This window comes from Halomonas sp. 328, assembly GCF_015645095.1.
GTDB lineage: Bacteria > Pseudomonadota > Gammaproteobacteria > Pseudomonadales > Halomonadaceae > Bisbaumannia.
This window is the reverse complement of the sequence record NZ_JADOTW010000023.1, coordinates 28811-42975: the sequence shown is the minus strand read 5'-3', so window position 1 is coordinate 42975 and position 14165 is coordinate 28811. Positions and strand designations below refer to the sequence as shown.

Annotated in this window: 15 protein-coding genes; 3 read left to right on the top strand and 12 right to left on the bottom strand. The window is 65.4% G+C overall.

The window, feature by feature from the left end:
• The first annotated feature begins 172 nt into the window (after positions 1 to 172).
• A complete protein-coding gene (gene fabA, locus IHD13_RS12800; RefSeq protein WP_146804400.1) occupies positions 173 to 688 on the top strand; it encodes a 3-hydroxyacyl-[acyl-carrier-protein] dehydratase FabA in 516 nt (171 codons plus the stop codon).
• Positions 689 to 701: 13 nt separating this feature from the next.
• Complete coding sequence (gene fabB / locus IHD13_RS12795; protein WP_195861426.1) at positions 702 to 1919, top strand: beta-ketoacyl-ACP synthase I; 1218 nt, start codon at positions 702 to 704, stop codon at positions 1917 to 1919.
• Between the two features lie 104 nt (positions 1920 to 2023).
• Here the strand turns inward: fabB and IHD13_RS12790 are convergent, their stop codons facing one another.
• The 4 genes from IHD13_RS12790 to IHD13_RS12775 form a co-directional block, all read right to left on the bottom strand.
• Complete coding sequence (locus IHD13_RS12790) at positions 2024 to 2800, bottom strand: lysophospholipid acyltransferase family protein (RefSeq protein ID WP_195861425.1); 777 nt, start codon at positions 2798 to 2800, stop codon at positions 2024 to 2026.
• The gene (locus tag IHD13_RS12785) at positions 2797 to 3666 is read right to left on the bottom strand and encodes a sugar nucleotide-binding protein (protein ID WP_195861424.1); all 870 of its coding nucleotides are present in this window, start codon (positions 3664 to 3666) and stop codon (positions 2797 to 2799) included. The genes IHD13_RS12790 and IHD13_RS12785 overlap by 4 nt, the downstream gene beginning before the upstream one ends.
• Before the next feature lie 36 nt (positions 3667 to 3702).
• Positions 3703 to 4344 carry a single-stranded DNA-binding protein gene (gene ssb / locus IHD13_RS12780; protein ID WP_230086286.1) on the bottom strand — a complete coding sequence of 214 codons (642 nt, stop codon included), beginning with the start codon at positions 4342 to 4344 and terminating at the stop codon, positions 3703 to 3705.
• Between the two features lie 81 nt (positions 4345 to 4425).
• Positions 4426 to 5802: an MFS transporter gene (locus tag IHD13_RS12775; RefSeq protein ID WP_195861456.1), complete on the bottom strand. Its 1377-nt coding sequence runs from the start codon at positions 5800 to 5802 to the stop codon at positions 4426 to 4428.
• A 161-nt stretch (positions 5803 to 5963) separates the two neighbouring features.
• On the opposite strand from IHD13_RS12775, the gene uvrA reads away from it, so the two are divergent.
• Positions 5964 to 8825 carry an excinuclease ABC subunit UvrA gene (uvrA, locus tag IHD13_RS12770; protein WP_195861423.1) on the top strand — a complete coding sequence of 954 codons (2862 nt, stop codon included), beginning with the start codon at positions 5964 to 5966 and terminating at the stop codon, positions 8823 to 8825.
• Between the two features lie 378 nt (positions 8826 to 9203).
• Here uvrA and rplQ read toward each other — a convergent pair whose 3' ends face one another.
• The 8 genes from rplQ to rplO all read right to left on the bottom strand — a co-directional run bounded on the left by rplQ (position 9204) and on the right by rplO (position 14162).
• Complete coding sequence (gene rplQ, locus IHD13_RS12765) at positions 9204 to 9596, bottom strand: 50S ribosomal protein L17 (protein WP_195861422.1); 393 nt, start codon at positions 9594 to 9596, stop codon at positions 9204 to 9206.
• A gap of 39 nt (positions 9597 to 9635) precedes the next feature.
• Positions 9636 to 10634, bottom strand: coding sequence for a DNA-directed RNA polymerase subunit alpha (locus tag IHD13_RS12760; RefSeq protein WP_195861421.1), 999 nt, complete (start codon positions 10632 to 10634; stop codon positions 9636 to 9638).
• A gap of 76 nt (positions 10635 to 10710) precedes the next feature.
• Entirely contained in the window at positions 10711 to 11331 is a 621-nt protein-coding gene (rpsD, locus tag IHD13_RS12755; RefSeq protein WP_195861420.1) for a 30S ribosomal protein S4, read from the bottom strand.
• A gap of 12 nt (positions 11332 to 11343) precedes the next feature.
• Entirely contained in the window at positions 11344 to 11730 is a 387-nt protein-coding gene (rpsK, locus tag IHD13_RS12750) for a 30S ribosomal protein S11 (protein ID WP_146803714.1), read from the bottom strand.
• A gap of 40 nt (positions 11731 to 11770) precedes the next feature.
• A complete protein-coding gene (gene rpsM / locus IHD13_RS12745; protein ID WP_195861419.1) occupies positions 11771 to 12127 on the bottom strand; it encodes a 30S ribosomal protein S13 in 357 nt (118 codons plus the stop codon).
• Between the two features lie 125 nt (positions 12128 to 12252).
• Complete coding sequence (gene rpmJ, locus IHD13_RS12740; RefSeq protein WP_008959154.1) at positions 12253 to 12366, bottom strand: 50S ribosomal protein L36; 114 nt, start codon at positions 12364 to 12366, stop codon at positions 12253 to 12255.
• A gap of 29 nt (positions 12367 to 12395) precedes the next feature.
• A complete protein-coding gene (gene secY / locus IHD13_RS12735) occupies positions 12396 to 13727 on the bottom strand; it encodes a preprotein translocase subunit SecY (RefSeq protein ID WP_195861418.1) in 1332 nt (443 codons plus the stop codon).
• On the bottom strand, positions 13728 to 14162 hold the full coding sequence (gene rplO / locus IHD13_RS12730; RefSeq protein ID WP_195861417.1) for a 50S ribosomal protein L15: 435 nt from the start codon (positions 14160 to 14162) through the stop codon (positions 13728 to 13730).
• Positions 14163 to 14165 lie beyond the last annotated feature (3 nt).

The window sequence follows — 14165 nt, the reverse complement described above, 5'->3', positions numbered from 1 at the left end:
GATTGAGAAAGTGTGATGGCCTTGGCCATCGCTATAAAAGAAACTATCGGCGGTTGATGAGCAAGCTTTAATCTGCTTGCGCCTCAACGTGCAATCACCGCCGCCGGAAAGTAGAATGCCAATTGCCGTGATGCATGCGGCCTATAAAAACTGCGACTCTCGGAACGACTCTGTGATCAAGCAACACTCCTTCAGCCGCGATGAGCTGCTGGCATGCAGCCAAGGTGAACTCTTCGGCCCGGGCAATGCCCAGCTGCCGGCACCCAATATGCTGATGCTCGACCGTATCACCCATATCCACGAGGAGGGCGGTGAGCACGGCAAAGGCGAGCTGATCGCCGAGCTCGATATCCATCCGGATCTGTGGTTCTTCGACTGCCACTTCCCCGGCGACCCGGTGATGCCCGGCTGCCTGGGCCTGGACGCCATGTGGCAGCTGGTCGGCTTCTACCTGGGCTGGCTGGGCCACCCGGGCCGCGGCCGCGCCCTGGGTTGTGGCGAGGTGAAGTTCACCGGCCAGATCCTGCCGGATGCCCAAAAGGTCACCTACCGGATCAACATCAAGCGCATCATCACCCGGCGCTTGATCCTCGGCATCGCCGACGGCACCGTGTCCGTCGACGGCCGCGACATCTATCAGGCCAATGACCTGCGCGTCGGCCTGTTTACCTCCACCGCGAATTTCTGACCAGGAGGCTCCCATGCGACGAGTGGTAGTCACCGGCCTGGGCATCGTGTCCTGCCTCGGTAACGACCGTCATCAGGTGCTCGAGGCGCTCCAGACGGGGCGCTCCGGTATTCGCTTCAAGGATGAATACGCCGAACGCGGCTTCCGCAGCCAGGTGGCCGGCGTCGTGGATATCGACCTGGACGCCCTGATCGACCGCAAGCTGCGCCGCTTCATGGGCGACGCGGCCGCCTACGCCTACGTCTCCATGGCCCAGGCCATCGAGGACTCGGGCCTGACCCCGGAGATGGTCTCCAACGAACGCACCGGCCTGATCGCCGGATCCGGCGGCGCCTCCAGCGCCAATCAGGTGGAGGCCGCCGACGTGATGCGCGAGAAGGGCCTGCGCCGGGTCGGTCCCTACCGGGTCACCCGCACCATGGGCAGCACCGTCTCCGCCTGCCTGGCCACGCCCTTCAAGATCAAGGGTGTCAACTACTCCATCTCCTCGGCCTGTGCCACCTCGGCCCACTGCATCGGCAACGCCGTGGAACAGATCCAGCTGGGCAAGCAGGATGTGGTCTTCGCCGGCGGTGGCGAGGAGGAGCACTGGACCCTGTCGTGCCTCTTCGATGCCATGGGCGCCCTCTCCACCCAGTACAACGAGAGCCCGGAGAAGGCCTCCCGCCCCTATGACCAGGCCCGCGACGGCTTCGTCATCGCCGGCGGCGGCGGCATGCTGGTGCTCGAGGAGCTGGAGCACGCCAAGGCGCGTGGCGCCAGGATCTATGCCGAGGTGGTCGGCTACGGTGCGACCTCGGATGGTCACGACATGGTCGCCCCCTCCGGCGAGGGCGCGGTGCGCTGCATGCGCCAGGCCATGGCCGGCGTGGATGGCCCCATCGACTACATCAATACCCACGGCACCTCCACGCCGGTGGGCGATGTGGCCGAGCTCAAGGCGATCCGCGAGGTCTTCGGCGATACCACGCCGGCGATGAGCTCCACCAAGTCGCTGACCGGCCACTCCCTGGGCGCCACCGGCGTGCAGGAGGCGATCTACTCGCTGCTGATGATGGAGCACGATTTCATCGCCGCCTCCGCCAACGTCGAGGCCCTCGACGAACAGGCCGATGGCTTCGATATCGTCACCCAGCGCCGCGATAGCGTGGCGGTCAAGCGGGTGCTCTCCAACAGCTTCGGCTTCGGCGGCACCAACGCCTGCCTGGTGCTGGAGAAGTTCGAGGGCTAAGGCCTCTCGTAGCCCCGACAGCAAGAACGGCGCCCCATGGGGCGCCGTTCTTGTATGCTTGCTTGAGAACCGGGGTCAGCCCCCAGCCATATCACTTAGGCCAGTCACTCCTGCACCTTGGCCGCGGATTCGGCACCGCCAGGGGCTGCCCCCACGGGGCTCGGTCTCGGCACCTCGGAGATCTCCGCCAGGCGCGCCTCGATCCAGGCTTCCACCTCCACCAGCACCTCCTCGGGAGTGCGGCCTTGGGTGGCGATGGGCTCGCCCACCTCCAGGCGCAGGGTCCCCGGATTCTTGACCCAGTGGCGCCCGGGCCAGCGCTCCCCGGCGTTATGCGCCACCGGCACCACCGGCATTCCGGCCCGACAGGCGATCACCGCCCCGCTCTTGTTGTAGCGCTTGCGGTGGCCCGGAGCGACTCGGGTGCCCTCCGGGAAGATCAGCACCGAGAGCCCCTCTTCCAGCCGCTGCTTGCCCTGGCTGAGCACCTGCCTCATGGCTCGAGACGGCTTGGAGCGATCCAGGGCGATGGGATGCAGCAGGCGCAGCCCCCAGCCGAAGATGGGAATCCGCAGCAGCTCCTGCTTGAGTACCGTACACACCGGCGGCTTGAGGAGCTGCAGGTAGATGGTCTCCCACTCGCACTGGTGGTTGGCCAGGATCACGCAGGGGCCCGGAGGCAGGCGATCCCGCCCGGTGATCTCGTAACGCACCCCGCAGGCCAGGCGAAACCAGGCCAGGATAAAGTGGTTGTAGAGATTGAGCAGGCGATAGCGCTCGCGCAGCGGCAGCAGCGGTGCCACGGGCAGGAAGAGCACGCCACAGACCAGCATGGCCAGGAAGTAGCCGACATAGAAGATCAGGCTGCGCGCCAGGTTCATGCCTCTACCTCCCGCCGCGCCTTGCACCACTCGTCGAGCATCCGCCCCACTTCCAGGCGCCAGGGCTTCTGGTGCACCCCGAAGGCTTCCAGCACCCGGCGACAGTTGAGCACCCGCCGCAGCGGCTGATCATGGTGATGATTGAGTGCCTTGATGGCCCCCAGGGCCACCGACTCGCCGATCCCCTCCAGGCGAGTCTCCAGCTGGGTGCGCACCAGGGAGGCGAAGGTATAAGCGCTGACCGGCTCGGTCCCCGCCAGGTGATAGGCCCCCCAGGCCTCGGCCCCACAATGCTGCTGCTGCAGCATGCCGAGCAGGGCCATCGCCGCGGCATCCGCCGAGGTGGGACAGAAGATCACGTCCTCGGCGGCGCGCACCTCCTCGCCGATCATCAGGCGCTCGATCAGCTCGCTGAGCCAGGCGCTGCCGCCCTCCAGGGCGAACAGCGGCCCCAGGCGCACGATCAGGTGCCGGTGATACCCTTCCCGGATGCGATCGCCGGTAGTGATCAGCCGCCGCAGGCTCTCGTCCCGGGGGGCCGGGATCACATGCTCGTCGATGGCGGTCTCGAAGCCGTCCTCGTAGAGCTGATCCGAGACGCACCACACCAGGGGCACCCCGGCCTCGGCACAGGCCGCCAGGCAGGACTCCACCGCCTCGGCATGGGCCAGCACCGTCGCCGGATCGGCGCTGATGGGCTGAGTCAGGGGCGGAATCACCAGGGCATCGGGGCCCACCTCCGCCAGACGCTCCGCCGTCAGGCCGAGCCCCGGCTCCACCACCAGCTCGGTATCGCCGCGACGACTGGCCAGGCGCACCAGCGCCAGGCTCAGGCAGTGTCCGGCATCCAGGATCAATAGCTTCACTCAAGCGCCTCCGCGGCCCATCGATGTGCGACTAGCTCAGAACGGGATCTCGTCGTCGAAGTCATCGAAGTTGCCCGGATTGGGCGCCCCATAGTTGTTGCCCTGACCGCCCTGGGCCGGGGGCTGCTGAGCCGGTTGCTGCGGCGCGCGCTGGGGCTGTTGCGGCGGCTGCTGGCCATAGCCACCCTGCGGGGGGGCCGGTTGAGGCGCCGGCTGCGCGGCGGGCTGCTGAGGCGCATTGCCGTAGCCGCCGCCCTGGCCACCATAGCCGCCCTGCTGGGGCATGCCGCCGCCGTAGTTGCCCTGCCCCTGATAGTCGCCACCGCCCTGGCCGCCGCCACTGCGGCTGTCGAGCATCTGCATGTCGTTGCCGACGATCTCGGTGGTATAGCGGTCCTGACCATCCTGGCCCTGCCACTTGCGGGTCTGCAGGCGCCCCTCGATATAGATGCGCGAGCCCTTTTTGACGTACTGCTGGGCGATCTCCGCCAGCTTGTTGAAGAGCACCACGCTATGCCATTCGGTGCGCTCCTGGCGCTGACCGCTCTGGCGGTCGGTCCAGCTGTCGGTGGTGGCGATGCGCAGGTTGGCCACCGGGTTGCCGGAGGGCAGGAAGCGCACTTCCGGATCCTGTCCCAGATTGCCGATCAGGATGACCTTGTTGACACCACGGGCCATAATTGACTCCTCGCTTGTGGGGCGCGTCACGGCACCCCCGAATGTTCCAGTGGGACTCGCCGCCGCGATGGCGGCGAGCCACTACGATTTGCGTTTGCCGGCCACCCGGGCCAGGGCATCGCTGTCGAGCCGCTGGCGATCCACCTTGAGGTAGGCGACCCGCTCTTCCGGCACGACCAGTACATCCTCGACGCCGGCCACCTCGGCCAGGCGCTCCATCAACGAATCCAGGGCGTCATGGGGCTCGTCTTCCAGCGCCACCACCTCGCTGGAGAGGTGGGGCGGCGGCGCCATGCCGGCGATCAGGCCCAACCATAACAGGCCGATCAGGGCGCAGCCGTAGAAGACCGCCTCCAGGCCGCCCCACTGCACCAGGGCTCCGCCCAGCACCCCGCCCAGGAAGGCCCCCAGGAACTGGCCGGTGGAGTAGACCCCCATGGCGGTGCCCTTGGCGCCGGCGGGGGCCAGCTTGCTGAGCATCGACGGCAGGGTCGCCTCGAGCAGGTTGAAGGCCACGAAGAAACCCAACAGCCAGCCCATCAGGGCCCAGCGCCCGTCGCCGACCAGGCCCAGCCCCAGGCTGCAGAGCCCCAGGCCCGCCACCGCCAGCAGGAACATCGTCTTCATGCGACGGCGTTTCTCGGCGATGATCACCAGCGGCACCATGCCGACGAAGGCCAGCCCCATGATGCCAAGATAGACCCAACCATGATGCTCGACCGCCAGGCCCGCGTCGAGCAGGCGCAGCGGGATCGCCACGAACAGCGCCATCAGCACCAGATGCAGAGCGAAGATCGAGAAGTCCAGGCGCAACAGGTCGGGGCGCCCCAGCACCGCACGCAGCTGGGCACGGTCCAGGCCCACGTCGCGATGCCGGCGCTGCGGCGCCTGGGGCACCAGGCGCCAGAGCACCAGCAACCCCAGCAGGGACAGCCCGGCGGTCACCCAGAAGATCGCCGCCAGGCCGAAGGCCGCGGCCAGCCAGGGTCCCAACACCATGGCGATGGCGAAGGCCACGCCGATGGAGAGGCCGATGCTGGCCATGGCGGCGGTGCGCACCTCCTCCCGGGTCTGGTCGGCCAACAGTGCCATGATGGCCGCGGCGACGGCGCCACTGCCCTGCAGGCAGCGCCCCAGGATCACCAGGGCAATGCTCTCGGCCTGGGCCGCCACCACACTGCCGGCCAGGAAGAGCAGCATGCCGAAGGCGATCACCGGCTTGCGCCCCAGGCGATCGGAGAGCAGCCCGAAGGGGATCTGCAGGATCGCCTGGGTCAGGCCATAGCCGCCCAGGGCCAGGCCGATCAGCAGCGGCGTGGCGCCCTCCAGCTCGCCGGCATAGAGGGCCAGCACCGGCAGTACCATGAACAGGCCCAGCATGCGAGTGGCATAGAGGCCGGAGAGGCCGACGATGGCACGGCGCTCGGTGGCGCGTAACAGGCGAGAGACCATGCGAATAGCGGGTTCCAGGAATCGGTATCGACGACAAGGGCCGCCGTGGTGGAGGGCCATATTCTAGCGGTTCGCCCCCACCGGGGGAAAGCGCGAAGCAGGGCGGCTTTGCCGGGGCTTCGGGCCAGGCCGTATAATCGAGGTTTTGCACGCACCGCGAGGTGGTAATGGACAGGATCCTGGTGAGGGGCGCACGCACCCATAACCTCAAGCATATCGACGTCGACCTGCCCCGCGACAAGCTGATCGTGGTGACCGGCCTCTCCGGCTCCGGCAAGTCGTCGCTGGCCTTCGACACCCTCTACGCCGAGGGGCAGCGCCGCTACGTGGAGTCCCTCTCCACCTATGCCCGCCAGTTCCTGTCGATGATGGAAAAGCCCGATGTCGACCATATCGAGGGGCTCTCCCCGGCGATCTCCATCGAGCAGAAGTCCACCTCCCACAACCCCCGCTCCACCGTGGGCACCATCACCGAGATCTACGACTACCTGCGCCTGCTGTTCGCTCGGGCCGGGACGCCGCGCTGCCCGGAACACGGCGAGGCCCTGGAGGCCCAGACCATCTCGCAGATGGTCGACCAGGTGCTGGCCCTCCCCGAGGGCAGCAAGCTGATGCTGCTGGCCCCGGTGGTCGCCGGCCGCAAGGGCGAGCACCTGCAGCTGCTCGCCGAGTTGCGCGCCCAGGGCTTCGTGCGCGCCATGATCGATGGCCAGGTGCTGGAGCTCGACGACCTGGCGCCCCTGGACAAGAACAAGAAGCACGATATCAGCGTGGTGGTGGACCGCATCAAGGTCCGCGAGGGGCTGGCCCAGCGCCTGGCAGAGTCCTTCGAGACCGCCCTCAACCTGGCCGACGGCGTGGCCATGGTGCACTTTATGGAGGGCGAGCGGGAGGATATCGCCTTCTCGGCGCGCTTCGCCTGTCCGGTGTGCGGCTACTCCATCGCCGAGCTCGAGCCGCGCATGTTCTCCTTCAACAACCCGGCCGGCGCCTGCTCGAGCTGCGACGGCCTGGGCGTGCAGCAGGTCTTCGACCCGGACAAGCTGATCAGTCACCCGGAGCTGTCGCTCGCCGAGGGCGTGATCAAGGGCTGGGACCGCCGCAGTGTCTACTACTTCAACCAGCTCCAGGCGGTGGCCAACCACTACCGCTTCGAGCTGGAGACTCCCTGGCAGGAGCTGGCCCGCCACGAACGCGAGATCATCCTCCACGGCAGCGGCCACGAGTCCATCGCCTTCGAGTACGTCGGCGACCGGGGCCGCCGGGTGACCCGGGAACACCCCTTCGAAGGGGTGCTGCCCAATATGCAGCGCCGCTACCGGGAGACCGAGTCGAATTCGGTGCGCGAGGAGCTGGCCCGCTATATCGCCGTCCAGCCCTGCCCCAGCTGTCACGGCTCGCGGCTGCGCAAGGAGGCCCGTCACGTCTATATCGATGAGCGCACCCTGCCGGAGATGGTCCGCCTGCCCATCGGCGAGGCCTGGGACTACTTCCGCCAGCTGACCCTGGAAGGGCGCCGCGGTGAAATCGCCGTGAAGATCGTCAACGAGATCCACGCCCGGCTGGAGTTCCTGGTCAACGTGGGCCTCGACTATCTGACCCTGGAGCGCAGCGCCGAGACCCTCTCCGGCGGCGAGGCCCAGCGCATCCGCCTGGCCAGCCAGATCGGCGCCGGCCTGGTGGGCGTCATGTACATCCTCGACGAGCCCTCCATCGGCCTGCATCAGCGCGACAACGACCGCCTGCTCAAGACCCTGGAGCACCTGCGCGACCTGGGCAACACCGTGATCGTGGTGGAGCACGACGAGGACGCCATCCGTGCCGCCGACCATGTCCTGGACATCGGCCCCGGGGCCGGCGTCCACGGCGGGCGCATCGTCGCCCAGGGCACCCCGGACCAGGTCACCGCCAACCCCGACTCCCTGACCGGCCAGTACCTGGCCGGCACCCGGCGCATCGAGGTACCGCCCTGGCGGATTCCCGGCAACCCCCAGAAGGTGTTGCGTCTCACCGGCGCCACCGGCAACAACCTCCAGGACGTCACCCTGGAGCTGCCCCTGGGGCTCTTCATCTGCGTCACCGGGGTCTCGGGCTCGGGCAAGTCGACCCTGATCAATTCGACGCTGATGCCCATCGCCGCCCGGGAGCTCAACCACGCCACCACCCTGGTCCCGGCGCCTTACGCCGGCATCGAGGGGCTCGACCAGCTCGACAAGGTGATCGATATCGATCAGAGCCCCATCGGTCGCACGCCGCGCTCCAACCCGGCCACCTACACCGGCATCTTCACGCCGATCCGCGAGCTCTTCGCCGGCACCCAGGAGGCCCGCTCCCGGGGCTACAAGCCGGGACGCTTCTCCTTCAACGTCAAGGGCGGGCGCTGCGAGGCCTGCCAGGGCGAGGGCATGATCAAGGTGGAGATGCACTTCCTGCCGGACATCTATGTGCCCTGCGACGTCTGCAAGGGCAAGCGCTACAACCGCGAGACCCTGGAGGTGCAGTACAAGGGCAAGAGCATCGACGAGGTACTGGGCATGACCGTGGAGGAAGCCCTGGAGTTCTTCTCGCCGGTGCCGGCCATCGCCCGCCGCCTGCAGACCCTGATGGACGTGGGCCTCTCCTATATTCGCCTGGGGCAGAGCGCCACCACCCTGTCCGGTGGCGAGGCCCAGCGGGTCAAGCTGGCCCGGGAGCTGGCCAAGCGCGACACCGGCAAGACCCTCTATATCCTCGACGAACCCACCACCGGGTTGCACTTCGAGGATATCCGCCAGTTGCTGACGGTCCTCCACCGGCTACGCGACCACGGCAATACCATCGTGGTGATCGAGCACAACCTGGACGTGATCAAGACCGCCGACTGGCTGGTGGACCTGGGCCCCGAGGGCGGCTCCGGCGGCGGCCGCATCATCGCCGAGGGCACCCCGGAGCGGGTCGCCGAGATGGCGGTCTCCCACACCGGGCGCTTCCTCAAGCCGCTGCTGGAGCGCGCCAAGGCCCAGAAGGCCAAGCCGAAAGCCACGGCCTGACCGACCACGACCACGCCGACCGGGAGGCAGGCACCGGAGCAGGGACAGACCCCGCCAAATTCACGGTCTGAGTGGCCACGCTGGCCGGGAGGCAGGCGCCGGAGCACAGGGAGAGCGAGTATTACCGGGAACGCTGGGGCCTAGCGCAGCCGCGCGCGGCGCTCGCCAGGGATGGCGAGCGAGCGGGACTCGTGAGGGATTATGTTGTCCCGCGACGCGCAGGCGGCAAGCGCGGCCCCAGGGTTTCGTTCCCGGGATCGCGAGCCCGCGCTGCGACGCCCCGCCCCCGAACCCGCGCACTGCCTGACTAACGAAAAAAACCGGCCCCCGAAGGGAGCCGGTTTTTCTGTCATTGCCGGGCCGGGGGCCCACCGGGGATCACTCCTCGGCGGCTTCCTCGACCTCCTCGACGACCGGACGGTCGACGAGCTCGACGATGGCCATGGGGGCGTTGTCGCCGGTGCGGAAGCCGCACTTGAGAATACGGATGTAACCACCCGGACGCTCGACGTAACGCGGACCCAGCTCGTTGAAGAGCTTGCCGACCGCTTCTTTGGAGCGGGTGCGGCTGAAGGCCAGACGACGGTTGGCAACGCTATCCTGCTTGGCCAGGGTGATCAGCGGCTCGATATGACGACGCAGTTCCTTGGCCTTGGGCAGGGTTGTCTTGATCACTTCGTGCTCGACCAGCGAAACGCACATGTTCTTGAACATGGCCTTGCGGTGCGAGCTCGTACGATTCAGGTGGCGACCACTCTTACGATGACGCATGGTTGTGATTCCTTACCAAACTGGGACTCGAGTCGACACTCACGCGGAGGCCTTGTCGTCCTTCAGACTGGCCGGCGGCCAGTTTTCCAGGCGCATGCCCAGGGACAGACCGCGTGCCGCCAACACGTCCTTGATCTCATTCAGGGACTTCTTGCCGAGATTCGGCGTCTTCAGCAGCTCCACTTCGGTACGCTGAATCAGATCACCGATGTAGTAGATGTTCTCGGCCTTCAGGCAGTTGGCACTGCGGACGGTCAACTCGAGATCGTCTACGGGGCGCAGCAGGATGGGATCGATCTGATCCTCTTCCTCTTCCACTTCCTGTTCCTTGTCGGCTTCCAGGTCGACGAACGCACTCAGCTGCTCTTGCAGGATGGTGGCGCTGCGACGGATCGCCTCTTCCGGATCCAGGGTGCCATCGGTTTCCAGATCGATGATCAGCTTGTCGAGGTCGGTGCGCTGTTCGACACGCGCGGCCTCGACGGCATAGGAAACACGACGCACGGGGCTGAAGGTCGCATCCAGCTGCAGGCGACCGATGGCGCGTGACTCATCATCCGCACTCTCGCGAGCATCCGCCGGCTCGTAACCGCGTCCGCGGGCGATCTTGAGCTGCATCTTCAGCTCGGCGCCTTCGTTGACGTGGGCGATGACGTGCTCGGGGTTGACGATCTCGACATCGTGATCGACGGCGATATCACCCGCGGTGATGACGGCCGGGCCCTGCTTGTTCAGCGAGAGCACCGCCTCATCGCGGCTATGCATCTTGATCGCCACGTCCTTCAGGTTGAGGAGGATCTCGATCACATCTTCCTGAACCCCTTCGATCGCGCTGTATTCATGCTCGACACCGGCGATCTCGGCTTCCACCACGGCACAGCCGGGCATGGACGAGAGCAGGATGCGACGCAGCGCATTCCCCAGGGTATGGCCGAAGCCGCGCTCGAAGGGCTCGAGCACGATCTTCGCACGATGCGCGCTGATCTCTTCGACCTTGATATCGCGAGGACGGAGAAACTCTGTCACTGAACGCTGCATAAGAACACCTTTCAGGCTGCCAAACGGATACTCGAATTCGATGGCCGGATGCCCTCGGGGCATCCGGCGGTGCGGCTTACTTCGAGTACAGCTCGACGATCAGGTTTTCGTTGATGTCGGCAGACAAGTCGCCGCGTTCAGGCAGAGCCTTGAAAGTGCCTTCCATCTTCTTGGAGTCGACGTCGATCCAGGCGATATCACCGCGGTTAGCGGCGATGGACAGCGCAGTCTGAATGCGCGCCTGGTTCTTGGACTTCTCACGTACGGACACCACGTCACCGGGCTTGACCTGATAGGAGGCCACGTTGACGGTACGGCCGTTGACGGCGATGGCCTTGTGGCTGACCAGCTGGCGCGCTTCGGCGCGAGTGGAGCCAAAGCCCATGCGGTAGACGACGTTGTCCAGTCGGGATTCCAGCAGCTGCAGCAGCACCTCACCGGTCGCGCCCTTGCGGCGGGCGGCTTCCTTGTAGTAGCTGCGGAACTGCTTTTCGAGGACGCCGTAGAGACGACGTACCTTCTGCTTCTCGCGAAGCTGCAAGCCGTAGTCGGAAAGACGCTGACGGCGCTGGCCATGCACACCCGGGATCTGCTCGGATTTGCATTTCTTCTCGAAGGGAGTGACACCGCTCTTCAGAAAGAGGTCGGTGCCTTCACGACGAGACAGTTTGCACTTCGGTCCAATATAACGAGCCATGAGTCTGTCTCCTTAAACGCGGCGTTTCTTCGGCGGACGGCAGCCATTGTGGGGAATGGGCGTCACGTCGGTGATGCTCTGCACGCGGAAACCGGCGGCATTCAGTGCGCGCACGGCGGACTCACGGCCCGGACCGGGGCCTTTGACCAGCACGTCGACGTTCTTTACACCATACTCGGCTGCAGCGGTCGCTGCACGCTCGCTTGCTACTTGAGCAGCGAACGGGGTGCTCTTGCGAGAACCACGAAAACCCGAACCACCGGCAGTTGCCCAGGAGAGAGCATTGCCCTGGCGGTCTGTGATCGTCACGATCGTGTTGTTAAAAGAGGCATGGATGTGGGCGACCGCATCCACCACCTGCTTTTTCACCTTTTTACGGTTACTACGCGGGTTAGCCATGTTGATGTTTCTTCCTGTCTAAACGCCAGAACGTGCGTAATTATTTGCGAATCGGCTTACGCGGGCCCTTGCGGGTACGCGCGTTAGTCTTGGTACGCTGACCACGCAGCGGAAGACTACGACGATGACGCAGACCACGATAGCAACCCAGGTCCATGAGACGCTTGATGTTCAGCGTCACATCACGACGAAGGTCGCCTTCAACGGTGTACTTGCCGACTTCAGCACGCAGGGCGTCCAGCTCGTCGCTGGAGAGCTCGTGTACCTTGGTAGTCGGCGCGATGCCGGTCGCGGCACAGATGTCCTGTGCACGAGTGCGGCCAATCCCGAAGATATAGGTCAGCGAGATCGCCGCATGCTTGTTGTCCGGGATATTGACGCCTGCAATACGGGCCATCAGCTTTCTCCGAAATTTGAGCGGCTTGCTCGATTGGGTCTACTACAAAAGGCGCAACAGCATACCCCTTTACCCTCGGGAGGGCAAGGGGCATGCCGGCACCGGTGAGTCGCAACCGTCAGGACTTAGCCCTGACGCTGCTTGTGCCGCGGCTCGCTGCAGATGACACGTACGGCGCCATTGCGACGAATGATCTTGCAGTTACGGCACATTTTCTTTACGGAAGCTCGAACTTTCATCGTTCTCTCCAATTCACGTACGGCGCGCCTTAGCGCATGATGCCGCCGCTACCGTAGCCTTTCAGGTTGGACTTCTTCATCACCGACTCGTACTGGTGCGACATGAGATGCGACTGCACCTGAGCCATGAAGTCCATGATGACCACCACCACGATCAACAGCGAGGTACCGCCGAAGAAGAACGGCACGTTCCACGCCACGATCAGGAACTGGGGCATCAGGGAAACCGCAGTGATGTAGATGGCACCGAAGAAGGTCAAGCGCGTCATGACCTTATCGATATAGCGAGCGGTCTGCTCGCCGGGCCGGATCCCCGGCAGGAAGGCTCCCGACTTCTTGAGGTTGTCGGCGACGTCCTTGGGGTTGAAGACCAGCGCTGTGTAAAAGAAGCAGAAGAATACCACCGCCGCGGCGAAAAGCAAGATGTACAGGGGTTGACCCGGGCCCAGGGCCAGGGAAGCCGCCTGCAGCCAGTCGAGCCCTTCTCCCGCACTGACCCACTGTCCCAGCGACGCCGGGAACAGCAGGATGCTGGAGGCGAAGATCGCCGGAATCACGCCGGCCATGTTCACCTTCAGGGGGAGGTAGCTGCTCTGGCCGGCGTACATCTTGTTGCCGACCTGACGCCGCGGATAGTTCACGGTGATGCGACGCTGACCGCGCTCGATAAACACCACGAAGGCCACGGTGGCCACACCCAGCACCGTCAGGGCCAGCAGCGGCAGGACATTCCAGGCGCCTTCGTTGCGGGCCAGCTCGAAGGCCTGCCCCACGGCGCCGGGCAGACCCGCGACGATACCGGCGAAGATCAGCAGCGAGATGCCGTTGCCGATGCCCTTCTCGGTAATCTGCTCACCCAGCCACATCATGAACACCGCCCCGGCCACGAAGGTCGTCACGGCGGTGAAATAGAAGCTGAAGTCAGGCGTATAGGCGATGCCCTGCCCCGCCAGGCCGACGGACATGCCGACGGCCTGAACGAAGGCCAGCACCACGGTGCCATAGCGGGTGTACTGGCTAATCTTGCGGCGACCGGCCTCGCCCTCCTTCTTGAGCTGCTCAAGATGGGGCGAGACCGCGGTCAGCAGCTGCATGATAATCGACGCCGAGATATAGGGCATGATGCCCAGGGCGAAGATGCTCATGCGCTCCAGGGCGCCACCCGAGAACATGTTGAACATGCCCAGGATGGTGCCCTGCTGCTCCCTGAACAAGGCAGCAAGCTGGTCAGGATTGATACCGGGCACGGGGATGTGGGCACCGATTCGGTACACCACGATGGCGAGGAGCACGAAGCGCAAACGCGCCCACAGTTCACTCAGACCGCTGCCCATCGCCGGCATGTTTCCTGACTTAGCCATTTAGTCCTCTACCTTGCCACCGGCGGCTTCGATCGCGGCACGGGCACCCTTGGTGACCTTGAGGCCGCGAACGGTGACCGCCTTGTTCAGTTCGCCGGAGAGGATCACCTTCGCGAATTGCGTGGCGTCCTTGAGCACGTTGGCCTGCTTCAGGGTCTCCAGGGTGACTTCGTCGCCCGCGACCTTGGCCAGTTCGAAGAGGCGGACCTCTTCGGAGACCAGGGACTTCATGGAGGTGAAGCCGAACTTCGGCAGACGCCGCTGCAGCGGCATCTGACCACCCTCGAAGCCGGGCTTGACGCTGCCGCCGCTACGAGACTTCTGGCCCTTGTGGCCGCGGCCGCCGGTCTTGCCCAGACCGGAGCCAATGCCACGACCAACACGCTTTTCGGCGTGCTTGGAGCCCGGAGCCGGGCTCAGGCTATTGAGTTTCATGGA